The sequence below is a fragment of the Pseudoalteromonas sp. B160 genome (assembly GCF_037162485.1).
Lineage (GTDB): Bacteria > Pseudomonadota > Gammaproteobacteria > Enterobacterales > Alteromonadaceae > Pseudoalteromonas > Pseudoalteromonas rhizosphaerae.
Window position 1 is genome coordinate 1,600,726 of the sequence record NZ_JARLUX010000001.1, and the last position, 23,948, is coordinate 1,624,673.

General features: G+C 40.4%; 17 protein-coding genes and 4 pseudogenes. 9 read left to right on the plus strand and 12 right to left on the minus strand.

The window, feature by feature from the left end:
- Position 1: 1 nt before the first annotated feature.
- Complete coding sequence (gene rpsJ, locus P4S61_RS07405) at positions 2-313, minus strand: 30S ribosomal protein S10 (RefSeq protein WP_002957900.1); 312 nt, start codon at positions 311-313, stop codon at positions 2-4.
- A 418-nt stretch (positions 314-731) separates the two neighbouring features.
- Here rpsJ and plsB point away from each other — a divergent pair, with 418 nt between their 5' ends.
- Positions 732-3,176 carry a glycerol-3-phosphate 1-O-acyltransferase PlsB gene (gene plsB / locus P4S61_RS07410; protein ID WP_182819861.1) on the plus strand — a complete coding sequence of 815 codons (2,445 nt, stop codon included), beginning with the start codon at positions 732-734 and terminating at the stop codon, positions 3,174-3,176.
- 14 nt (positions 3,177-3,190) lie between these two features.
- Here the strand turns inward: plsB and tesB are convergent, their stop codons facing one another.
- Positions 3,191-4,048: an acyl-CoA thioesterase II gene (tesB, locus tag P4S61_RS07415; protein WP_145237887.1), complete on the minus strand. Its 858-nt coding sequence runs from the start codon at positions 4,046-4,048 to the stop codon at positions 3,191-3,193.
- Positions 4,049-4,124: 76 nt separating this feature from the next.
- Here tesB and P4S61_RS07420 point away from each other — a divergent pair, with 76 nt between their 5' ends.
- Positions 4,125-4,583 carry an EVE domain-containing protein gene (locus P4S61_RS07420; RefSeq protein WP_337118060.1) on the plus strand — a complete coding sequence of 153 codons (459 nt, stop codon included), beginning with the start codon at positions 4,125-4,127 and terminating at the stop codon, positions 4,581-4,583.
- An 87-nt stretch (positions 4,584-4,670) separates the two neighbouring features.
- Positions 4,671-5,703: pseudogene (locus P4S61_RS07425) on the plus strand (cytosolic protein).
- Positions 5,704-5,765: 62 nt separating this feature from the next.
- On the opposite strand, the gene P4S61_RS07430 reads toward P4S61_RS07425, so the two are convergent.
- Positions 5,766-5,975: a PLDc N-terminal domain-containing protein gene (locus P4S61_RS07430; RefSeq protein ID WP_145237876.1), complete on the minus strand. Its 210-nt coding sequence runs from the start codon at positions 5,973-5,975 to the stop codon at positions 5,766-5,768.
- The gene (locus P4S61_RS07435; protein WP_145237873.1) at positions 5,975-7,042 is read right to left on the minus strand and encodes a potassium channel family protein; all 1,068 of its coding nucleotides are present in this window, start codon (positions 7,040-7,042) and stop codon (positions 5,975-5,977) included. Before P4S61_RS07435 ends, P4S61_RS07430 begins: the two co-directional genes overlap by 1 nt.
- A gap of 168 nt (positions 7,043-7,210) precedes the next feature.
- Here P4S61_RS07435 and P4S61_RS07440 point away from each other — a divergent pair, with 168 nt between their 5' ends.
- Positions 7,211-8,161 (plus strand): chemotaxis protein CheV, encoded by a 951-nt coding sequence (locus P4S61_RS07440; protein ID WP_145237870.1) that lies wholly within the window; start codon positions 7,211-7,213, stop codon positions 8,159-8,161.
- Between the two features lie 165 nt (positions 8,162-8,326).
- Positions 8,327-9,640 (plus strand): short-chain fatty acid transporter, encoded by a 1,314-nt coding sequence (locus tag P4S61_RS07445; RefSeq protein WP_145237866.1) that lies wholly within the window; start codon positions 8,327-8,329, stop codon positions 9,638-9,640.
- A gap of 51 nt (positions 9,641-9,691) precedes the next feature.
- Here the strand turns inward: P4S61_RS07445 and P4S61_RS07450 are convergent, their stop codons facing one another.
- Positions 9,692-10,708 carry a metalloprotease gene (locus P4S61_RS07450; RefSeq protein WP_182735464.1) on the minus strand — a complete coding sequence of 339 codons (1,017 nt, stop codon included), beginning with the start codon at positions 10,706-10,708 and terminating at the stop codon, positions 9,692-9,694.
- A 144-nt stretch (positions 10,709-10,852) separates the two neighbouring features.
- Between P4S61_RS07450 and P4S61_RS07455 the strand changes: the two genes are divergently transcribed.
- On the plus strand, positions 10,853-12,073 hold the full coding sequence (locus P4S61_RS07455) for an EAL domain-containing response regulator (protein ID WP_145237856.1): 1,221 nt from the start codon (positions 10,853-10,855) through the stop codon (positions 12,071-12,073).
- Here the strand turns inward: P4S61_RS07455 and P4S61_RS07460 are convergent.
- Positions 12,070-13,144, minus strand: a pseudogene (locus tag P4S61_RS07460) (CNNM domain-containing protein). The gene P4S61_RS07455 and the pseudogene P4S61_RS07460 overlap by 4 nt on opposite strands.
- Positions 13,145-13,315: 171 nt before the next feature.
- Here P4S61_RS07460 and P4S61_RS07465 point away from each other — a divergent pair.
- Together P4S61_RS07465 and P4S61_RS07470 are read left to right on the plus strand one after the other, a co-directional pair.
- Positions 13,316-15,811 carry an alpha/beta hydrolase family protein gene (locus P4S61_RS07465; protein ID WP_145237850.1) on the plus strand — a complete coding sequence of 832 codons (2,496 nt, stop codon included), beginning with the start codon at positions 13,316-13,318 and terminating at the stop codon, positions 15,809-15,811.
- 154 nt (positions 15,812-15,965) lie between these two features.
- Positions 15,966-16,673: a response regulator transcription factor gene (locus P4S61_RS07470; RefSeq protein ID WP_182731734.1), complete on the plus strand. Its 708-nt coding sequence runs from the start codon at positions 15,966-15,968 to the stop codon at positions 16,671-16,673.
- 13 nt (positions 16,674-16,686) lie between these two features.
- On the opposite strand, the pseudogene P4S61_RS07475 reads toward P4S61_RS07470, so the two are convergent.
- The 3 genes and pseudogenes from P4S61_RS07475 to dinF form a co-directional block, all read right to left on the minus strand.
- Positions 16,687-18,200 (minus strand): annotated as a pseudogene (locus P4S61_RS07475) (YifB family Mg chelatase-like AAA ATPase).
- Between the two features lie 33 nt (positions 18,201-18,233).
- On the minus strand, positions 18,234-18,848 hold the full coding sequence (locus P4S61_RS07480; RefSeq protein WP_145237840.1) for a trimeric intracellular cation channel family protein: 615 nt from the start codon (positions 18,846-18,848) through the stop codon (positions 18,234-18,236).
- A 116-nt stretch (positions 18,849-18,964) separates the two neighbouring features.
- The gene (gene dinF / locus P4S61_RS07485; protein WP_182731732.1) at positions 18,965-20,299 is read right to left on the minus strand and encodes an MATE family efflux transporter DinF; all 1,335 of its coding nucleotides are present in this window, start codon (positions 20,297-20,299) and stop codon (positions 18,965-18,967) included.
- Between dinF and P4S61_RS07490 the strand changes: the two genes are divergently transcribed.
- Entirely contained in the window at positions 20,276-21,307 is a 1,032-nt protein-coding gene (locus P4S61_RS07490) for a polysaccharide deacetylase family protein (RefSeq protein WP_145237834.1), read from the plus strand. The genes dinF and P4S61_RS07490 overlap by 24 nt on opposite strands.
- Positions 21,308-21,371: 64 nt before the next feature.
- Here the strand turns inward: P4S61_RS07490 and P4S61_RS07495 are convergent, their stop codons facing one another.
- The 3 genes and pseudogenes from P4S61_RS07495 to P4S61_RS07505 form a co-directional block, all read right to left on the minus strand.
- Positions 21,372-22,403, minus strand: a complete 1,032-nt coding sequence (locus P4S61_RS07495; RefSeq protein WP_145237831.1) for a protein-glutamate methylesterase/protein-glutamine glutaminase — start codon at positions 22,401-22,403, stop codon at positions 21,372-21,374.
- 10 nt (positions 22,404-22,413) lie between these two features.
- Positions 22,414-23,030 (minus strand): annotated as a pseudogene (gene cheD, locus P4S61_RS07500) (chemoreceptor glutamine deamidase CheD).
- A complete protein-coding gene (locus P4S61_RS07505; RefSeq protein ID WP_145237825.1) occupies positions 23,023-23,844 on the minus strand; it encodes a CheR family methyltransferase in 822 nt (273 codons plus the stop codon). Before P4S61_RS07505 ends, cheD begins: the two are co-directional and overlap by 8 nt.
- Positions 23,845-23,948 lie beyond the last annotated feature (104 nt).

A 23,948-nucleotide genomic window follows, 5' to 3' on the forward strand; every position in this document is an offset into this window, starting at 1 on the left:
ATTAACCCAGGCTGATTTGAACATCAACACCAGCAGCAAGATCTAAACGCATAAGTGCGTCAACAGTCTTGTCAGTTGGTTCTACGATGTCGATCAGACGTTTATGGGTGCGGATCTCGTACTGATCACGCGCATCTTTATTAACGTGCGGTGATGTAAGTACAGTAAAACGTTCAAAGCGTGTAGGTAGTGGAATTGGACCACGTACTTGTGCGCCAGTGCGTTTCGCAGTTTCCACGATTTCCGCCGTTGATTGGTCAATCAAACGGTGGTCAAAAGCTTTTAGGCGAATACGAATGCGTTGATTTGACATTCTTAAACCTCAATATAAAGAGCATTTAAAAGAGCATAAAAAAACGACCGAAACAATCTTAAAAACATAAGATGCCGGTTGTTGATTTATATCTACGTTGAGTTCCAAATCGGAACTCCTGTTTTATTAGCTTGAAATCCAAGCTTAATGTTCCTTCCAAGTTCCCGGGGAATTTTGAAAGCCTGCGTATTATAGTGATATTGGTGATAAATGCAACAACTATTTCAAACTACCAGAATGAGGATTATTTATACTGTAAAAAAGGGTTGTCACTATGTCGTCATTACTGGGAATTTACTATAGTTAGGAAGCCATGCAATCGGACTTGGCACTAATGATAATGGTCAGTCCAGTTTTTAATTGTTATTATTCATCCTTATTTTGCTTTTATCTCTTAATCCTTAACCTTGGTGAGTTGATGCGTATTTTTAATTATTGCTTGAATTTTGTGTCTATGGTGATGAATCGCCTATTTGTGAAAAGCAAAGTACTGCCCGAGAACCCAATTGAACAATACGGTCTTAATCCCGCATATCCTACTTTTTATATAGTTAAACTTAATGCTCGCTCAGATTTAGCGGCCCTTGACCGAGTTTGTAAGAAGTACAACCTGCCCAGACCAATTGAACAACAGCTGTTGGGTAATGCAGAGTTAGACCGTTTTATTGGCCTACAAAATCCACCACCACTGTTTGGCAGCCAAGCGAAGCCAACTGACGCGCTAAACCAGGGTAAACAAATAATTGCTCAGCTATTCACCAGTGGCGAAAAAAACGTGCAAGTCATTCCGGTCACTATTTTATGGGGTCGTAATCCAGGCAAAGAAAAACCAGGTTTAGGTACGCTGGTTTCGCACTCACTTACACCTAGCTGGTTTCGTAAGTTTTTTGTATTACTGTTTTCAGGGCGTGATAACTTTATACGCTTTAGTCAACCGTTGGATTTATCGTTATTAGTAAATGAAAAAGCCGATGTTGATGAGTTACCTCATAAATTACTTCGCGTCGCTAGGGTGCATTTTCGTCGTCAAAAATTGGCGGCAACGGGCCCTAAAATGCCCTCACGCGAGCAACTATTTAATTCATTGTTAGCATCACCGACTATAAAAAAAGCAATTAACGATGAAGCAAAAAGCAAAAAAATCAGCCATGAGCAAGCACGGCAAAATGCGTTAAAGCTATTAGATGAGATTGCTGCTAACTACAGTGATGCCACCATACGTGTTGCAGATCGTGTATTAACCTGGCTATGGAACAAACTCTATAACGGCATTGATATAAAATACACCGAACAAATCCATGATCTAACCAATAAAGGTCATGAAATTATTTATATGCCGTGTCATCGCAGCCACATGGATTACTTATTACTTACCTACTCGATTTATCATCTTGGTTTAGTACCACCACATATTGCTGCTGGTATTAACTTAAACTTCTTCCCAGCAGGCGGCATATTCCGCCGCAGTGGCGCATTTTTTATTCGCCGCTCATTTGCTGGCAACAAGCTTTACTCTGCTGTATTTAAAGAGTATTTAAGTCAGTTGTTTATCAAAGGTTACTCAGTTAAGTTTTATACTGAGGGCGGACGTAGCCGTACCGGGCGTTTACTACCACCAAAAACAGGTATGTTGGCGATGACACTACAAGCTATGTTACGTGGTATTGATCGCCCTATTTCGATTGTGCCGGTGTACATTGGTTATGAACACGTCATGGAAATAAATACTTATCTGAAAGAACTCGCAGGTGATGATAAAAAAGGCGAGTCGATTTTCGGTATTTTCAAAGCCATTAAAAATCTCAAAAACTATGGCCGCGGCTATTTGAATTTTGGCGATCCGATTTCGGTTAATCAATATTTAAATGAGCATCAACCTGATTGGCGTGAATCTATTCACCCAACTGATGTTCAAAAACCACAATGGCTTGGTCCGCAAGTGGCGACTTTAGCGGATAAAGTGATGGTTAATATTAATAGTGCCGCCGCGCTTAACGCAGTTAATTTACTGGCAATGATCTTACTGGTAAATGATAAGCAAGCATTGAGCAAGCCTAAATTGTTAGCACAACTAGACTTTTACTTACATTTACAACGTAGCGCTAGTTACAGTGAAAAAATCACCACCCCAGATGAAACTTCATCACAGTTACTCGAACATGCTTTAAAGTTGAATAAATTTGACGTTATAAGCGATGAGTTTGGCGAGATTATCGCGATTAACGATAAAGAGAAAATCCTCTTTAACTACTACCGTAATAATATTCTCCATGTGTTTGCCGTACCAAGCTTACTGGCACTGCATATATTTAAAAGCCATAAAACGACAGTATCGCAGTGCCAAAAATTGGTTAACTGTTTTTACCCGATGTTTGCTAAAGAATGGTTTTTACACGAACTTGATGAAAATTATATCACCCGCATACTGGCCAGCTTTGTAGATCAAGATTTAATAGAAATAGATGGTGATAACATAAAAATCACCAACAGTAATGATTGCTTAGCCAAGCTGGAAATTCTAGGTCGTGCGCTTAGCTTAACCCTGCAACGCTACGCCATTGTGATTGGCTTTATTCAAACCAGTAAAGAAATTGAACGCGAAGAGCTTGAACGCGAAAGCCAAGTATTAGCGCAGCGCTTAGGTACCTTGCATGGTATTAAGACCCCTGAGTTTTTTGACAAAAAAGTATTGGTAGGCTTTATTAGCAACTTGCGCGAACAAAGTTTAATTAGCGAAACCGAGAATGGCTTACAGGGCAGTACTGAACTTTGTGAAGTGTATATTCACCTTAAAGCCTTGCTGCCAGCGCGAGTCTGGCAGTCAATTAGTGATATTGTGCAAGGACAATGTAAGCAAAAATAACTGCAAGCGGCATATTAACGCTGACGCATTACACCTTCTTGGATCGTTGAGGCAACTAAATTGCCTTGACGGTCAAAGAACTGACCACGCACCAACCCCCGCCCTGAGCTCGCACTTGGGCTATCAATGGTATATAAAATCCAATCATCCATTCGAAACGGACGATGAAACCACATCGCATGGTCAATTGTTGCTACTTGCATGTTTGGCTGCATAAACGAGACACCATGAGGCTGTAGAGCCGTTGGTAAAAACTCAAAGTCAGACGCATACGCCAATAAATAGTTATGAATACGTTGATCATCTGGCATCTCGCCATTGGCTTTGAACCAAATATGTTTAACCGGCTCCATTACCTCTGGCTTAAATGGGTTATGAAAGGTGACCGGACGCATTTCAATCGGCATTTCGCGAATAAACTTATTGCGGATCACCTCAGGTATATGAGATGCGTGCTCTTGATAAAACTCCAGTGATGAGCGCAGCTCCTCAGGAGCAGGTACATCCGGCATAGTAGCTTGATGCGACAAGCCATCTTCAGCACCTTGAAATGATGCCGTCATATAAAAAATAGGTTTTCCATATTGAATAGCACTAACTCGGCGAGTACTAAAGCTCTTACCATCACGGATCGTTTCAACATCGTACACAATTGGCTTTGCAGCATCTCCAGGGCGTAAAAAATAAGAATGCAGTGAATGAACAATACGGCCTTCCGGTAAGGTTTCTTTAGCTGCAGACAGTGCTTGGCCCATGACTTGACCACCAAATACCGCACGAAAACCCAAATCTTGGCTTTGCCCTCGATACAAGCCCTGCTCTATTTCTTCTAACGTTAATAACGACAATAAATCATCTAAAACTTGGCTCATAGTTGCTCCTCAATCCCATTTAGATTTTAATGATACTATAGACAAGTATGATGTAAATATTTCAAGGATCCTAGTTATGGCGTATTGGTTATTTAAAACTGAACCCGATGCATTTTCAATCGACGATTTAAAAAGCGCCCCTGCACAAACCACTGCATGGGAAGGTGTGCGCAACTACCAAGCCCGTAATTTTATGCGCGATGGCGTTAAGCTCGGCGATTTAGTGATGATTTACCATTCTAGCTGTAAACACGTCGGCGTTGCAGGTATCGCAATAGTGATTACTGAAGCCTACCCAGATTCTTGCCAGTTTGATTTAAGCAGTGATTATTACGATCCTAAATCAACCAGTGATAAACCGAGATGGGTTGTGGTTGATGTGACCTATCAGCAGCATTTAAATAAATTAGTCAGCTTAAAAGCGATTAAAGAAAACGACGCCATCACCGAAATAGCTCTAAAAAAAGGTGGTCGATTATCGGTAATGCCAGTAACTAAAGCGGATTGGCAAGCAATTATAAAAATGGCAGAGTAACAACAATAATTTGCTGCTAATACATCACGTTTTCCTTCTTTTTCCAAATTTGCTAAAATAGGTGGCTTGTTTTAGTTAGGGGGTTAGATGAAATTACTGTATTGGTTAGATGAGTGGTTAACTCTACCTCAAGATGAACAGCAAACCAGATTACCTATCTCTGGAGGCGATTTACTTGGCGATGTTTTTGTTAAGTATCACTTTATTGATATAAATAAGCCTTTATTGTTCACCTTTTCTCCTGCAGAGTACTAATTACCAAGAGCATGATCTCAATGATGATTTTAGCCCTTGGGGATTTCAACTAGCGCAAAAACAACATGTGAATGTTATTTCTTTTCAGCACTTAGGAATAAGTAATTGGTTTAGACACCGTAATTTACTGTTTTTCCTCGAGCAACTCGCTCCCTTGCTAACACCCTTTACCCAGCGATTAGGCTACGGCTTAAGCCGAGGTGGCTTTGCTGTGGGTGCATTTGCTAATTTACTAAAGCTAGATAAGGTACTGTTATTTCACCCTGTTAGCACCAAAAATAAAGCACTTGCTCCTTGGGATGACCGCTCAAGTACGGATATAGCACAACAATTCGATTGGGAGCAAGATTACCACGATCTCGATTTAGGCAATGCTAAAGGCTATATAATTTACGACCCGACCAATCGTATTGACCGTGGCCATGCTAAGCGCTATTCGCAACTAACCCACTTACGCGTGTTTGGTATGGGTCATAGTACCCATGCCAACTACCTAAATAAATTTGGCTTTTATAAACAAGTGGCCGTCGACTTTATTAGCCATCAACAAGTCGATATTGCGCAATTTCGCCTACAAACCAAAACCCTGCGCTTTAAAGAAGACTATTATAGAAGGCTCAACAAGGCGAATGCTAAATCGGCACACCGCCAAGTATTATTAAGTAAAGCACACAACATACTGATTGATGAAAAAGCAGCGCATGTGCAAGAGCATCAAGCCAAAATTGATATTCAACCATTGATTGATGTCGCGCTAAAGCACCAAGATGAACACCCTAAGGATGCTATTCAGCTGCTGGAAGTTGCTCAGCAACTTGCCCCTGATGATCCTTTAGTGGAGCACAAACTAAAACAGTTAAAATAAAAAACCGTGCTTGTTTAATCAAGCACGGTTGGCAAATTTATATGTAAACTGACAACTCAATTTTAACCTTTCTTTTTCTTGGTAGTTTTCTTTTTGTGCCCGTGCTTGGGCACTATCGCAAAGTACATTATCAGTGCGAGCCATGAAAAGAAAATGATGCCGATTAACCAGCCATTTTTTTCGTGGCCTTGCGTACGTTTACTATTGAGCACAATCACTACTGGGAGTATATATGCGCTCAAAAGTAGAATTAAAAACGCCACTTCATTCATTACTTAGCAAGCCCCTGCCAATCAACTTCGCTGCTTAAAACACGATCAACCGCAATGTAATGTAAAATATCACCACTGTTAACCGGATAATCCAGTGGTGGATTTAAATCCATATTTTGCGCACTCAGGTTGTGAGCAACACCAAGTAAAATAGCATCATGGTCGTGTTTAAAATGATGAAATAATTTACCAAATTCCATTACCGCTAAATCAGCAGGAATAGCTAAACTAAACTGGGTATCACCATGCAAAGTAGATAATAATTCCTCTTGTACACGACTTGAGCCAGGGTCTTGCATTGAACGTACTAGAATTTCGGCTGACTTAGCCGTTGAACATTCCACGTTGTAACAATGTTCTAGTAGCATTTCGACTTTACTCTCATCGTTAAAGTGCGCACTAATATGGCAGTCATCTTTCACTAATTTACTAATGCGCAGGGCGGTCGTAAAAGTTTCGTCGTCGTCTTGCCCGTCAATAATAATTTTATCTGCCAGTTTAATTGCGACCCTTTCCAGCTCGCTTAAATCTGTAAAACTAGTTAAGCGCACAAAATCAACATGGGCATTAGCTAAAAACGGATGCTCCATTGACTCTGTGACCGCAAGCAAAATTCGTCGATCCAAACGCTTTTGGTCAGCGAGAATATAATCAATCATTTTTTTAGTACGAATTTGATGCCAGCCAAAAATAATAATGTGATTGTGAAAATGTGCAAAACTTTTATCACCCGTCATAGCGCGCCTAATTAAATAAGTAACTGTTTGCCCTGTTTTACCTAACAGAACACCAAATAAAGCTAAACCAAATGGAATTTGCAGTATCGCCACAATCCATCTACCCAGATCTGTAGTTGCACTAAAATCACCATATCCTACCGTTGAGGTAGTAACGATATAGTAATAAACAAAAGTGCTAATTGGCCTCAGTGCGGCTTCTTCAGCGAAGATTAACAACAACCAGATCAAGACCATATGTAATAATGTAGCAATAGCGACAGCTTGCCAACTAACCTGATCAATATGATTTCTGACTAGTAAAAATAATCGTTTAAATATAAAAGGCATGCCCACACTTGGTTATTCAGCTATCAATTATCCGATAAGTTACTGTAATGCTTAAATGAAGGCAATGCTTGAAATACCTTTGAGGATCAAGATTATTATCTAGACTGCTTTTTAAAGTAGAACAGTGTAAGCTATACTTGAATTATTAATTATAAAGTCGAGCGTGTTATGTCAGGTGTATTAGCTTCTGTTGATCAACGAACTCAACTCGTTGGTGAAAATCGCTTAGAGTTATTATTGTTTTATTTGCACAGTCGCCACTTGTTTGCTCTTAATGTCTTTAAAGTTAAAGAAGTAGTGAAACTGCCGCATCTTAGTATCATTCCACATGCCCATCCTAAAATATCAGGCGTGGCCAATATTCGTGGTGAATCAATCCCTGTTATTGATTTACGCCAAGCGATTTGCATGTCTGCGGCTAAGAACACTGAAGATAGTAACTTAGTGATCACTGAATACAATCGCACAGTACAAGGGTTTCTAATTGGTAAGGTTGATCAAATCGTTAATATGACATGGTCAGATATAATGCCACCGCCTTCCTCTATCGGTAAAAATCATTATCTAACTGCGCTCACTAAAATTCAACGTGATGGCCAAGAGCAGTTAGTAGAGATCATTGATGTAGAAAAAGTACTAGCAGAAATTGTTGAGTACGAAGTACAAATTTCTGATGAGGTGCTTGATCAAAGTATCGTAAACGAATTTGTTGGCCGAAAAATACTCCATGCTGACGACTCACCTACAGCACGAAAACAAGTGAGCGATACATTAACGCAGTTGGGTATTGAGATTATCCCAGCCAGTAATGGTCTTGAAGCACTCAATATGCTTAAAGCCTGGGCTGATAAAGGCATGGACGTAGAAAAAGAGTTACTGATGGTGATCACCGATGCAGAAATGCCAGCAATGGATGGTTATCGCTTAACGCACGAGATCCGTAACGATAACCGCTTAAAAAATCTGCATGTGGTACTTAACACATCCCTCAGTGGCAGCTTTAACCAAGCCATGGTCGAGAAAGTGGGTTGCAATGCGTTTTTATCTAAATTTCAACCAGACTTACTCGTAGAAGAAGTACAAACACGTTTAAAAGCGGTCCTCGCACCACAGAAATAGCACTGTATCTAAGCGTGGCTTATGCCACGCTAGTGCTTGAATTAACGTTTGTTATAATGACGAAGAAATACGCGATTTAACACCACGACTACAACTCTATTTGCCAATTAAACACTTTCGTGATTAATTGGCAATATGTAGCAATAATCAAAACACACAATCATTATGCTAAATCATGTTGCCAAACCGTTCACTAAATTAGTGGAACGTTACCTACCCGATCCATTTATTTTTGTTATTTTACTCACACTACTTACCTTTATAATTGCGTGTGTAGTGACACCTTCAAACCCACAACAAGTGCTGAGCGCGTGGGGCAGTGGTTTTTGGAACTTACTGAGTTTTGCCATGCAGATGCTGTTGGTATTACTCACCGGATATATGCTGGCAAGTACACCGATGATGAGCCGACTGCTCACGCAATTAGCAAAACTTGCCAATACTGCGCCAAAAGCTATTTTATTAGTGACTTTTGTATCATTACTTGCCAGTTGGATTAACTGGGGATTTGGCTTAGTTATTGGCGCTTTATTTGCCAAAGCCATTGCCCGCCACACACTAGTTGATTATCGCTTACTGGTTGCCAGTGCGTATTCTGGCTTTATTGTTTGGCATGGTGGCTTGGCAGGCTCAATTCCTTTAACTATCGCAACGTCAGGGCATTTTTCACAGCAAAGCATTGGTGTGATAAACACCAGCGAAACACTTTTTTCAGGATTTAATATAGCCATAGTTATTGGCTTATTTATCATTATGCCACTGGTTAATCGTTATATGTTACCCAGCGCCAAAGACAGCATTTATGTTGATAAAACGCTATTAGCAGAACCGATACCTAAGCCCAACAATGTTACTCGCCCTGCCGATAAAATTGAACACAGTAAGTTATTAGGACTAGGCATTGGAGTGCTTGGGCTAGTTTATTTAGCTAATTATTTTGTGTTTAGTGGCGGCTCACTTAATTTAAACAGTGTGATTGCACTGTTTTTATTTTCTGCGATTTTACTGCATCAAACGCCGTATAATTTACTTAATAGCCTGCAGCAAGCAGTCCCCAGCGGCGCAGGGATTATTATCCAGTTTCCATTTTATGCTGGGATCATGGCAATCATGGTACAAACAGGTTTGGCGCAGCAAATATCACAAGGATTTATCGCCATCGCCAGTGCACAATCACTGCCGTTTTGGAGCTTTTTAAGCGCGGGATTAGTCAATATATTTGTGCCATCTGGCGGTGGACAATGGGCGGTACAAGCACCGATAGTGATACCCGCAGCACAAGCTCTGGGTGCAGATATGCCACGCGTGGCTATGGCGGTAGCTTGGGGTGATGCGTGGACTAACCTGATTCAACCATTTTGGGCCTTGCCAGTGCTAGCAATTGCCGGCCTAAAAGCCAAAGACATTATGGGCTTTTGTTTAGTGCAGCTAATTATAACCGGCGTGTTTATATCCTTGGTGTTGAGTTTTTATCCGTAACGCTTGCTGCAAAAATATAGCGTGAGTAACACCTCACGCTATTTAAATTTGTTAACTCGACAATATCTTCATCGGCAGGCTTAAAATTGCATTTTCAGAGTCAGCAAAATGCATCATCACAGCCACATGGCCTGCAACTACTAAAGCGTACATCACGGCCGAAAAACCTTGCCCATATTTATCTAGTGGCAGTAAATGTGAATAGTGGCGGCCGCGCCATTCAAAGGCTATTTCCAGTGCACCGATAAATAAGAAAAACACTAATAGCATTAAGCCAAAGGTGTAGCTTAGCCATAAGCCAAATAACACGCCTAAAATACAAATACTCAATCCAACCCATGAACGCATTGAGAAGCTAATACTTTTTAATACATGCCCGCCATCAAGCGGCAAGATAGGTAACAAGTTAAATAAATTCAATAATGCGCTGAGTACTGCGACCCCGGCGAATATTTCCATCTCGGTGGCGTAATAAAGCACCACCCCCATTACGGAGGTGATCAAACCAAATGCGGGCCCCATTAAAGAAATCACCACATCTTGCCAGCGGGTGGTAATTTTATCGTCGCTTACGGCAAGCCCGCCGACGAACGGGATCAAGTAAATGCCTTTGGTTTTAATCCCAAAATATTGCATTGCTCTAACATGGCCGTATTCGTGGATCACTAAACAGGCAATCAGCATCAAGGCAAATTCAAAGGTGAACAGCCACGCATAACCAGCCACTGAGGCGCCAGCTAACGCCACTTTAACAACTTTGGCACTTTTAAAGATCTTAAAACCAAGCGCAAATAATCCAAGCAGCCCCTGCTTAGGTTTGGTTTTTTCAATTGCTGGCAAGGTGAGCTGTTGTACAAATTGATTATTAATATGAAGTGATAAACTTTGTTCAACTACAGCACTGGTGTCTAAGCCAATTACTTGATCGTCAAGTTTAAATTCAAAATAATTTTCGCGCGGATTATCAAACCCAATCGCTTGTTGTTGCTGAAAAATTTTTACAATTTGTTGCCCTGCGAGCACTAAACTAAATTGTTGATCAGCTAGGGTCAGCTGTATTTGCATGATGTCACTTTAAACCTTAAAAATTATATCGTTAGTATACCCATTTTTTTAACGAGATTATGGAATATATTTGCAACTATAAAGCTGACACCTTCGCTATTCTCGACTACTTTTAGTTAACAAGTAAATTTTATTTCAGGGAAGAAAATGACAAAATTAGCACGCAGCATTCTGGTCGTTGATGATTCAAAAGCTATTTTAGTAGTGATGCAGGCTATCTTAAATGAGCTTAATGTGCCCAATGTAACTACATGCTTGAATGCTCAAGACGCTCTTAATAAAGTAAAAACGAATCTATATACTTTTGACGCCGTGTTTACTGACCTGAATATGCCAGACATGGATGGCATGGAGCTTATTCGCCACCTTGGCGATATCCAATATCCAGGCGCAATTGTCATTATTTCGGAAATGAATTCAAAAATCATTGATTTGGCGGCTGATTTAGCCCGAAAAAATAATGTACATTTAATTGGTAACATCGCCAAACCAGTGCAACTCAACCAAGTTTATACACTGCTACAAAAACTAGAGTATTTAGCTTGTCATACTGAAAAACCCACAGAACCAATTTCTGAAACGCAATTGCTGCATGCAATAAGTCATAATGAGATAACGCCGTTTTATCAACCAAAAGTAAACCGTAATAGTAATAAAGTTGAAAGCATAGAAGTATTAGCCAGAATAGTGACCGCGGAACAAGGCGCAGTACTTTTACCGGAGCGATTTATTTGTGTCGCTGAAGATCTAGATTTAATTAACCTAATCACATTTCAGTTGTTTGAAAAGGCAACAGGCGATTTCTCAGAAATAAAAACTCGTTTAGGCTACAAACTTAAACTGGCCTTTAATTTGTCTCCCTGCCAGCTAGAAGATTTAAGCTGCCCAGATAAGCTGGCTTTAATTTTACACCTTAATCAATTGACCCCAAGTGAAATTATTTTAGAGATCACAGAACAGCATGCTTTATCCAGTTCAGCACAGCTAGAAACTCTAAACCGTTTGCGAATGCGTGGTTTTGGTATTTCTCTTGATGATTTTGGCACTGGGTTTACCAATGTACAACAATTAAAAACACTGCCTTTTACTGAGGTGAAAATAGATCGTACCTTGATCAGTAATATTGAAAGTGATTTATTTTCTCAGGTCATTGTTAGTAGCTTAGTGAATATAGCTATTCAAGATGACTTAACAATTGTCGCTGAAGGCATTGAGCGCGTTGAGGAGCTTGAATACTTGGAGCGTTTTAAAGAGCACATTTTAATGCAGGGCTTTTTGATCAGTCGCCCAAAAGGCAAAACTGAATTTATTCGCTGGGCGCAATCATGGCTACATATGGTTTCATTAAATAGTCATAGCCGACGTTAATTTTTTCGTTTCGCCATGGTATTCTCAGCGCTTAACAATTTATTGCTACTTTCCAAGCGCTGACGCCACATTTGCTTAGCAACTGCTTGCATATTAGCTGATTGATCATGCTCGTCTACAATTTCAAAGCCCATTAACGCTTCAATCATATCTTCGAGCGTCACAATCCCCTGCACATCACCATATTCATCTACCACTAAGCAAATATGAGTGCGCTCAGCTAACAAAGTATGTAATAAAGTAGGTACATATAAGGTCTCTGGCACAGTATAAATAGGTTTTATCAACTTGCTGATTTTATAGTTCTCGCCCAATCGATGATACGCCAACATAATATCGTTTTTATGTACAAAACCGATAATATCATCACCATTTTTATCATATACCAACACTCGAGAAAACGACGCTGAACCATGCTCAGCTAAATACTGATTTACAGTTAAATCTTTATGCACTTTAAACAAGACGGTACGCGGGGTAAGTAATGAATCTAATTTAGCGTGGCGAAAATGCAATAAACTACGGATGATTTCAGACTCTTCCTGATGCAAAGCACCTGATTGCGACCCCATATCAGCCATAGCTTCAATTTCTTGACGAATATAATACTCTTCGTTGTAATTACGGCCCAATATACCGGTGAGTTTTTCAGCAAGCCACACAAAAGGCTTTAGTGCGATGACTAAATACTGTAATGCTTGGGTCACCATAGGTGCAAGCGTTCGCCAATGCTTTGCGCCCAGAGTTTTTGGAATAATTTCTGACAGCACCAATACTAACAATGTCATTATCGCCGAAGCAATTCCCACCGCCGCATCAGAAAAAACCACCGCGGCTTGTGCCCCTACACCGGCAGCACCTGCAGTATGGGCAACCGTATTTAAGGTTAAAATAGCAGCTAAAGGCTGATCTACATTGGTTTTTAATTGCTCAAAACGTTTGGCTAGCTTAGGCTTTTTTACGCAATACTGCGACATAGCTTGGCGTAATACTCAATAGTACGGCTTCCATAATCGAACATAAAAAAGAAATCGTAATCGCCGCAACCATGTAAACGATTAATAATGTCACTGTTACCCCTTAGCCAGTCAGTCAATTATACCCCCTTAGGTATACACCTTACCAAGTGTAGCCCCTAACCTCAAACCTTACGCTGCTGAGCAATGAAATCCATCGCAGAGCACTTTTTGGCACCACAACCACATGCTATATTAAATTAAATTCCCTACATCAGGCTCAATAATGAATTTTAGTTCACTATGGCGCGGTAAAGCACCTCGCCTAACAACCACATTCGCGGTGTTAACTTTAAGCACATTAAGTAGCGCTTTAGTCGCTGCACCATTAGATAAAGCAGATATTAAGTTTATTGGCCCAATTGCAGCTGACATGCAGCTAAAGCCATATCAAACTGAGCATCAAGATGCGATTATTAACGCACTATTACCTAGCATTCAACAACCAACAACAAGTATTACGGTATTTGGCGAAAAATTAAAGTGGCAAACCTTAGACAAAGTAAATGCGTTAACTCTTGGTGGTCTACAAGCATTAAAGTTTACCGCTCATGCAGAGCGCTTTAGCCAAGGCACATTGACACTTAAAGGTATCGAAAAAGCGCAGTTGTTTATCGATGGTGAAAAACAATCAGTCACAAAAGAAAGCTATGAACTGGCATTACCGCAAGGCGATCACCAAATAGTGATTATTGCTGAACAAGTTGCTAATTGGCACGATGTTGACGTTGATTTCAACCCTAAAGCAGCAATTGATAGATTAACTTTTAGCAATAAAGAGCAACACGGTTTATCTGCTAAACAACTGTTTGATGCCACAACGGTTAGTTCACTATCTTTAGCACCTGATGCCAAACACTATTTAGTGGCAAAACGTCATTATCAGGATAGCACTGGCAATCAAGCAAATGTGATCACAGAGCTAAAAAATGATGATAATCAAACAGTTTACCGTTTTGAGTCGGGTCAACCGAGTAACATTATTTGGAGCCCCGATAATAATTATTTAGTCTATCTATTAGATGGAAAGTTAAAGCAATTAAATCGAAAAACCCTTAATCTTAAAGTGATTGCCAGCAACCTAGAGGGCGCGGGTGACTTTGCATATTACGATAACAACAGCTTAATCTTCAGCTGGTCCAAATCACCAGCAGCTGATAACAGCCTAACTAAACACTACCAAGGTTTACAAGATCGTTGGTCATATGCCCGCACAACCTCACAAGCTTACTTATTAGATATAAGTACAGGCCTGAGTAAAACAATAAGCCAAGGACCACTTAGTCACAGTATTGAAGATTTTAATAGCAAACGTGGTACGGTATTACTGAGTCGTGGTGTGCAAGTAATGCAAGCGTCGACTCACCCCACCACTGAGTTAGTGGAATTGAATATTGCCAATGCGAGCAACACAGTTATTGGTCAGTTTGCTACGTTTAATCAAGCTAAATACACAGGTGATGACATTTATGTCACTGCGGGTCCTGATTTTAAAGATGGTTTAGGCAGAAACCTACCTGAGAATATGCTTGCTAACAACTATGATGGACAGCTTTACCTATTAACTGATCATGGTAAAAATGCAGCACCATTAAGTCGTGAATTTGATCCTGCCATTGGTCAACTTGAAGTGCTCGCTAATGGCGATGCCCTCATTAAAGTCACTGAGCAAGATACGATTGCTTTGTACCTGTACGATAAAAGCAAACAACGCTTTAGCAAACTCAAAACAGGTTTTGATGTAGTTGAACAATTCAGTTTTTCAAACAACCGCAGCCCAGCTATTTTAGTTAGCGGCTCTAATGCATCATCTCCACAGCAATTAAAACAGTTAAGTATTAATAAAAACACCGCAACCACATTGTGGGATTCTAAACCACAAGCGTATGCAAATACCGATATAGCCAGCTTAGATGAATTTAACTTCATCAATACCGCAGGTGTTGAAATTAAAGGTCGTGTTTACTTTCCAAGCAATCTTGATAAGAACAAACACTACCCAGCATTAGTATATTACTATGGCGGTACATCACCGGTTACTCGTGGTTTTACTGGGCGTTATCCTTTCAATTTATGGGCAGAGCATGGCTATGTGGTTTATGTAGTGCAACCGACCGGTGCAACTGGATTTGGCCAACAGTTCTCTGCTAAGCATGTGAATGCGTGGGGTCAATATACTGCTGACGATATTATGCAAGGTACCCAAGCACTATTAAAACAGTATCCATTTATTGATAAAAATCGTTTAGGTAATTTAGGCGCATCATACGGTGGCTTTATGACTATGTTACTGACCACTAAAACAGACATGTTTAGTGCCTCAATCGCACACGCGGGGATTTCTAATATTACCTCGTATTGGGGTCACGGTTGGTGGGGCTATTTATATTCTGGCGAAGCCTCTAAAAACAGCTATCCTTGGAATAATAGTGAACTATACAGCCAACATAGTCCGGTTTTCCATGCAGACAAAGTAACCACACCGCTACTGCTATTACATGGTGATGCTGATACCAATGTACCTGTAGGCGAAAGTCACACTATGTATACTGCGCTGAAACTACTAGGCAAAGATGTTGACCTTATTGAATATAAAGGGGCGGACCATCAAATTTTTGCTCGCGATCAACGCTTTGATTGGTGGGATACTATGCTTGCCTACTTCGATAAGCATTTAAAAGAGCAACCACAGTGGTGGCAGTACTTATACCCTGAAAAGTAGCTTTTATTCTGTTCAACAGGTAAACCTAGTATGTTTACCTGTTGATAATAATTAAATAATCACCTAAATAGTGCATAAATACTAAAAATCGCCCTTCTCACCTTTTACGAATGAGTGATAACATAGAGGCATCATTAAAGGTAATTAAGATACTATGACTATTCATGTTTTATTGGTTGAAGATGACGAACTATTAGTAAAACGTATATTCAATCATTTTGCAGAGACTGAATTTTGCATTGAGAATGATGCAACTGGCGCTGATGCCTTAGCAATAGTGCAATCTCGCGCTAATAATCATGATGCCATATCATTAGCAATTATTGACATAGTATTACCTAAACGTGATGGCTTACATTTAGCAAAAGAACTCAACACCCTCACAGACATTGGTGTGATCATGCTTTCAAGCAGAGATTCTCAAGCCGATCGTATTGCCGGACTTGCCCAAGGCGCTGATGACTATATTTGTAAACCAGTTGATTTATTAGAGCTTGAACTACGTATAAGAGCACTTTATAAGCGCTTAAAAAGTAATAATAACAGTAGCGATGAAAGCGAAGAATTCATTGAATATGCTGACTTCAAACTGCATCCAGACAACCGCACTTTAATCACTGCTAATGGCATTGAATCTAGGCTCACTGAAGCGGAACATAAAGTGTTAATTTGTTTGATCTCAAACGCAGGAAAAGCCACGTCTCGTGAAAAAATATCAGAAGAAATTGGCCAGCCAGATTGGAGTCCAAATGACAGAACTGTTGATGTTTTAATTGGCCGCTTACGTAAAAAGTTGAGTGACGAAAAAGACCAAAAGCGTATTGTTACGGTACGCGGTAAAGGCTACATGCTGTCAATTTAATGCAATCTAACCACTAATACTGGGTTAATTGTGATAACAAACGTTCAAATGCACGATAATTGAGTGCCTCTTTTAGTTCATCTAAACTAATATTATCTTGCCCTTTTAGATCACTAATTGTTCGCGCTACTTTGATCACTCGATGATAAGAGCGTGGCGATAATGATAGCTTTTCACTGGCTTTAGCTAAAAACTGTAACTCCGGCGCTGCAAGCGCACAATGCACACTCATTTCTTTATTATTAAGTCGCGCATTGACTTTACCTTGGCGACGCAATTGCAGATTATATGCCGCCTCGACCCGCGTGCGCACAGTCGCACTACTTTGTTCTTCTTGAGTGCTTTGCAATTGCGCACTGCTTAAACGTGGTAGCTCTATTTGTAAATCAATACGGTCAATAAATGGTCCTGATACCCGCGATAGATAACGCATAACTTGATCCGGAGTTGCGCGCTTATCATTATGACAACCCGTAGGACTTGGATTAAGAGCCGCAATTAATTGAAACTGTGCAGGAAACTCCATTTGCCTTGCCGCTCTTGAAATCGTTACAGTGCCTGTCTCCATTGGCTCGCGTAATGAGTCAAGCACCTTACGTTCAAACTCAGGTAGTTCGTCAAGAAATAATACGCCATTATGTGCCAGTGAAATCTCCCCTGGTTTTGGGTTTGAAGAGCCTCCGACTAGCGCCACAGCGGAGCATGTGTGATGAGGATTACGAAATGGTCGCTTGCGCCAGTTAGTTAGATCGACACTTTGACCAATAATTGAATACAACGCTGCAGTGGAAAGTGCCTCATCATCGGACATGCCCGGCATAATAGTCGGCATACGTTGCGCGAGCATTGACTTACCCGTACCAGGTGGCCCCAAAAAAGTAAATTATGGCCACCCGCCGCAGCGATTTCTAACACTCTTTTTGCGCCAGGCTGGCCTTTTACATCACTTAAATCAATTAAGAACTCAACACCGCTATGTTGCTGTTCTGGGTAGCTAATATTAAGAGGTAAAGGCTGCTGATTGAGTAAATCACTCCATACTTCTTGGATAGAAGAGACCGCTTTGCGCTCAACGCCATTTACTAAACTCGCTAAACTGTCATTTACTAAAGGTAAAAAACAACAACGCCCTTGTGCTTTAGCAGCTAAAACTGATGGGAGTATTGCATTCACGCCACGCACTTCGCCATTCAGTGCCAGCTCACCATAAAATTCATAGCGTTCAATATCAGTGCAAACAATTTGCTCTGAAGCGATGAGAATACCAACCGCAATCGCTAAATCAAAACGCCCCCCTTCTTTGGGTAAATCAGCAGGTGCTAAATTGACTGTAATGCGTTGGTCTGGAAAACCAAATTTAGAGTTTTCTAATGCGCTGCGTACACGATCTTTGGCTTCTTTTACTGAGGCTTCGGGCAAACCTACAATATGAAATGCTGGTAAACCATTACCTAGATGCACCTCAACGATCACTTCAGGTGCTTGAATGCCCACTTGGGCACGAGAATAAATTCGAGCTAATGACATCCTTTGTCCCTGTAACGTTCTGTTCTTTACAGTCTAGTCAGGATATTTAAAAATATGTAGTGTTAGTTGCCATTTCATTGCTGCAAGGCGTAACAGCAAGGTGGTTAACATCGCTAACACCATCGCTATCTCTGTTTCAATGTTCAATACAATTGCTTGGGTATAAACAATACCACCAGCAATACAAGTAATTGCATATAGCTCACCTTTTAATAGCATAGGAATATTGCCTGCCAACACATCTCGCGTTACTCCGCCAAAGCAACCGGTGATCACCCCCATAATAATTGCGGTTGTAGCTGGCATCCCCGCGAGCAATGCTTTTTGCGCCCCCATTACAGCAAAGAACGCTAAACCAAACGCATCTGCAACTTGTAAATGATATAAAGGAATTGATTTTTGCTTATTGATCAATCGCGTGGTAACAAAGACAGATGCAAATATCGCGATAAAATAACTTTGGTCGTGTAACCAAAATACCGGAACATCTAAAATCAAATCTCGAATTGTGCCACCACCTATCGCGGTGACCGTCGCCAGTACCACGACTCCAAAGCCATCCATTTTTTTATCATAGGCAATTAAAGTGCCTGACATGGCAAATACGGCGATGCCAATTAAATCAAACCAATGATAAAGTTCAGTCATATATCCAAGCCATCCCAAGATGCGAATCGAAGTTAAAATAAACAGTGCTTAACGACGCCGTTTTAGCACAATAAATCCAAAGTTATAAGTGAACTTTAGATTTATTGCTATTTCTATTAATTCAGTAACTGCTGCGCTGTTTGCAACTGCTTATAACGTACGACCAATGTAATGCCACGCAGTAGCATAAAGCAGGTCATTGCTAACCAAAGCGCATGATTTTGCCAAGCATTAAACACCCAAAACACGCCAAAGAATCCAACTAATGCTGAAATTAGCATGGTATTTCGCATATCTTGAGCTCTGGTTAGGCCAACAAAAATACCATCAAACAAAAAGCAACTCATTGCCGCTAATGGCATAAAAATCAACCATGGTAAGTATTCATTGGCGGCTTTGATCACTTCAGGAATATCTGTTAATAAGGTAATGATTTGCGAACCAAACAATGCAAAAAACACGCTATAACAAAAAGCAAATAGCATTCCCCAAAATACGCTTATTTTTACCCATAAGTTTATACGCCGTACGCTATGTTGACCTTTTGCTTGGCCAACTTTTGCTTCACTTGCATAGGCAATACCATCAAGAGCAAAGCTCACTAGCATTAAAAAGTTCAGTAATACAGCATTTACCGCAAGCGTTACCTCGCCAATGCGTGCACCATAGAAGGTCATAAAGCTAAAACACAGTTGTAAAATTAAGGAGCGAATAAAAATATCACGGTTAAGACTTAATAACGCCCACATTTTATCTCGGCTAAACCACCCACCTAAAAATAGCGGCACAGTCATTTTTTTCGCCAACCTAAAAACCAAGAATAATGCAAATAATAGCGCGGTATAATCGGCAATCAACGATGCCCAAGCAGCTCCGGCGACTTGCCAATCTAAGTACACAACAAAATAAATATCTAAAACAATGTTGGTGATATTAGTAACTAGTAATAAATAAAAAGGCCCTTTACCGTAATGAATCCCTAACATCCAAGCTAATAATACCAAGTTACATAATGCCGCTGGAGCACTAAAAATACGAATTTCAAAATAACTATAAGCTTGTGCGAGCACCTGCGCACTTGAACCAGAAAGGTAAGCTATGGCATTTTTAATAAGTGGCGATAAAGCAATTAAAGAAAATGCCACGATAAGCGCTAATACTAAACTGCGCTTTAATAATCCGGCTAATTGAGGATAATCTTTCTTGCCATAAGCTTGCGCAACCAGCCCTGTGGTACTCATGCGTAAAAAGCCCGCCAACCAAAATAGCAATGAAATTACCGTGGCGCCCAAGGCAATTCCGGCAAGAAAATGAGCACTACCAAGATGCCCTATTACTGCAGTATCAACTATTCCTAACAGTGGCACGGTTATATTTGATAATATCATTGGACCAGCTAACAACAGCAAGCTTTTATGGTGTGCTTTATGACGATTAAGAAATTTTTTCACAGTCTGCTATCGATCCTCTTTTGTCTATCTTTACCTGCTCACAGCGCAGTTATTTTACAGTATCACCATGTCAGTGAGACCCTGCCAGCAGTCACCAGTGTCAGTGCAGAAACCTTCACTGAGCATTTAAACTATCTAAAACAGCATGACTTTAACGTAGTGCCACTGAATGAATTACTATCTGCTTTACAACAAGGCCAAAGTTTACCAGATAAAACCGTCGCTATTACCTTTGATGATGGTTACAACAATAATTATGAACAAGCAGCGCCGATATTAGAAAAGTTTGCTTACCCCTATACGATTTTCGTTAATCCAAAATTGATTGATGAAGGTAAAGGCTATGTAATGGGCTGGAATAAACTCAGAGAACTTGCCAAAAAAGGTGCTCTGATCAGCAATCACAGCGCACAACATGATTACCTACATCGTAAATTAGCCGATGAAACACCCCAACAATGGCAGGCGCGTATTAAGCAAGATATTTTGTCATCACAACAACGGATCAAAGAAGAAATTGGCCATGACTATAAATACTTAGCATATCCATATGGCGAGTTTAATAACCAATTACAAAGTTTAGTGAAAGAGTTGGGCTTTATTGGTATTGGCCAACACTCTGGTGCCATCAACAAAGATTCTGATTTTAGCCGTTTACCACGCTTTCCGGCTTCTGGGTTTTATAGCAAGCTTGATACGCTAGTGACCAAACTAAACTCTCGCGCATTTTCAATCCAAGAGCTTACTTATATTGATAGCGTGACCAGCCAAAACCCACCTCAGATCAGCATTAAATTTAATATGGGAGACTTTCATAAAAGTCAGCTAGCTTGTTATGTATCGGGCATCGGTCAGGCAAAACTAAACTGGTCAGCAGCTGATACTGTGACCATAAATTCACCGAAAAATTTAGCTCAAGGGCGATCACGATTTAACTGCACAGCACCATCAATTGCTCATAAGAATAGCTATTATTGGTTTTCACAACCGTGGGTAATTGTGCAGTAAAAATATAATCCCTTGATAATTATCAACCTGAGCCCGGGATAATCAGCTCAAGTTTATAAGGTGACTACTTTTTCATTGCTTGGTTTAGTAGATGCTGCGTCACTTTATCAAGCGAGACCACCGCTAAAGCTGCTCCGATCTCTACAGCGGCTTTAGGCATGCCCCATACCACTGACGATAGTTCATCTTGCGCTACGGTATAAGCACCATGCTGTTTTAGCGCCAGTAAACCTTGCGCACCATCGCTCCCCATACCCGTTAATAAAGCTGCGATGGTATTTTTAGGGCACAGTTTAACCAGCGAGTTAAACAATACATCAACCGCAGGACGATGACGGTTAACCGGCTCGCTCTCATCAAGCTGACAATATAAGCTGCCTCCTTGCTGTATAACGCTTAAGTGTTGACCACCTGGGGCGATAAAAGCCCAGCCAGCTTTTAACTTATCGCCTTGCTGCGCCTCTTTGACATTGATAGTACATGTCCTATCCATGCGCAAAGCAAATGAACTACTAAACACAGGTGGAATATGCTGCGTGATAACGATCGGAGGGCAGTTTTCTGGCATTCTTATTAGCACCTCTTTAATCGCCTCTGTTCCTCCTGTTGAAGCTCCAATCGCCAAAACCTTATTGATACTAAACTGTGCATTACTTAACGTTTCGATAGCTTGTACTTGGCTTAATTTAAAAGGCCGTACTCTTGCCGACGCTGCCGTACGGACCTTTTGTTGCACTAATTTAGCATACTGGCTTAATTGCTCAGATACATTGACTGTCGGCTTAGCTATAAAATCAACTGCCCCTAATTCCAGCGCCTCCAAAGTCATCGGTGAACCTTTTTGGGTGAGCGTTGATATCATTACCACAGGCATAGGCCGTAGACGCATTAGGTTTTTCAAAAAACTAATGCCATCCATTTTCGGCATTTCAATATCTAAAGTCAGCACATCGGGATTAAGTTGCTTAATCATTTCTCGTGCTTGATAAGGGTCTTCTGCACACCCTACGACCTGAATATCATCAGCCTGGTGCAGTACCTCCGTCAATACTCGTCGAATCAATGGCGAGTCATCAATCACTAACACCTTGACCATTTTTTACCCCTTAAAATAACTCAATATCGGTTTTAGAATCTTGTTCTTCGATATCATGTAAATAACGGACTTCGCGTTTTTCAATCACATCAGTGTGCATGTCGCGCAATTTTTTAACCTGCGCTTTGCCTGTTTGAGGGTTAAAATTGACCTTACGCGGCCAAGGCCCCCCACATCATGAGACACTAATTCTAGCCCTTCTTCTTGCACATAAGAGTAAGCAAAGCGAATATTACCAAGGCCAATATCTGTCATCGAGCGAATAATTTTACCGCCGCCAAACAGTTTTATTTTTAGATTTTGCCTAGAGGCGCCATTTTTAAGTACTTCATTAATTAAAAACTCCATCGCCCAGTTACCATAACGACAATTTAAGTTATGCGCACTAGTTGGCTCTACGCCTTTTTCAATCGGTAACATAAAGTGATTCATGCCACCCACACCAAGCTTGTCATCATAAATGCAAGCAGCAATACATGAACCTAGCACAGTGGAAATCACCTCATCGTTTTTTGACACGTAAAACTCACCAGGCAATACTTTAACAATAACTTGCCGCTGACCTGAGTCCCAAAACCGCTTAATATGCTCAAACCCATGTAATACTGGCTTAAAATGACTATCCATAAATCACCTTCTGATACATAGTTTTACCTAAGTTTTTAAACTCACTATGCTCCTTTCCCATGGTTTCAGAATGACCTAATAATAGGTACCCATGTTCAGCTAAAATATGACAATAACGGTGGAATAACTGATCTTTTGTTTCTTTATCAAAATAAATCACCACATTACGACAAAAGATCACGTCAAAAGGCCCTTTCATTGGCCAGTCTTGTAATAAATTCAACCGCTTAAAATGAATTTTTTGCTGTAATTCAGGTTTAACTTTGAATAACTCACCATCTTTAGTTTTTAAAAACCAGCGCTGTAATTGATGTTGTTCAAGTCCATTCACATTAGCCGCAGTGTAGGTACCTGATTGTGCTTTAGCTAATACATTTGAATCCAAATCAGTGGCTAAAATTTTCACATCCCAATCGGCTGGAAATAACCCATGTAAGGTCATAGCTAAAGAATAGGGTTCTTCCCCAGTTGAACAACCTGCAGACCATATCCGAACTCGCCGAGTGCTTTTATTTGTCACTAATAACTTGGGTATTACATGGGATTGCAAATAATCAAAATGATGTGATTCACGAAAAAAAGAAGTCAGATTAGTTGTTATTGCATTGATAAAATCACTAAATTCTTGCTCTTTATGTGCCTCTAAATAAGCTAAATACTGTTTAAAATTTGTCAGCTGCAATGTTCTGAGCCGACGAGCAAGACGTGAATAGACCATTTCTCGTTTATGATCACCTAATACAATGCCACACGCGTCATAAACTATTGCAGCTATTTGCTTGAAATCATGGTCGGTTAGTAAAAACTCTTTCATTACAATTACTCGCAATAGGCGTGACTGAGCTGCGATTGAATATTAACAAAATTGCTAAAAGTTAAGACTCTGGATTTTTCAAAGTACAGAGGCTTAACTAGTAA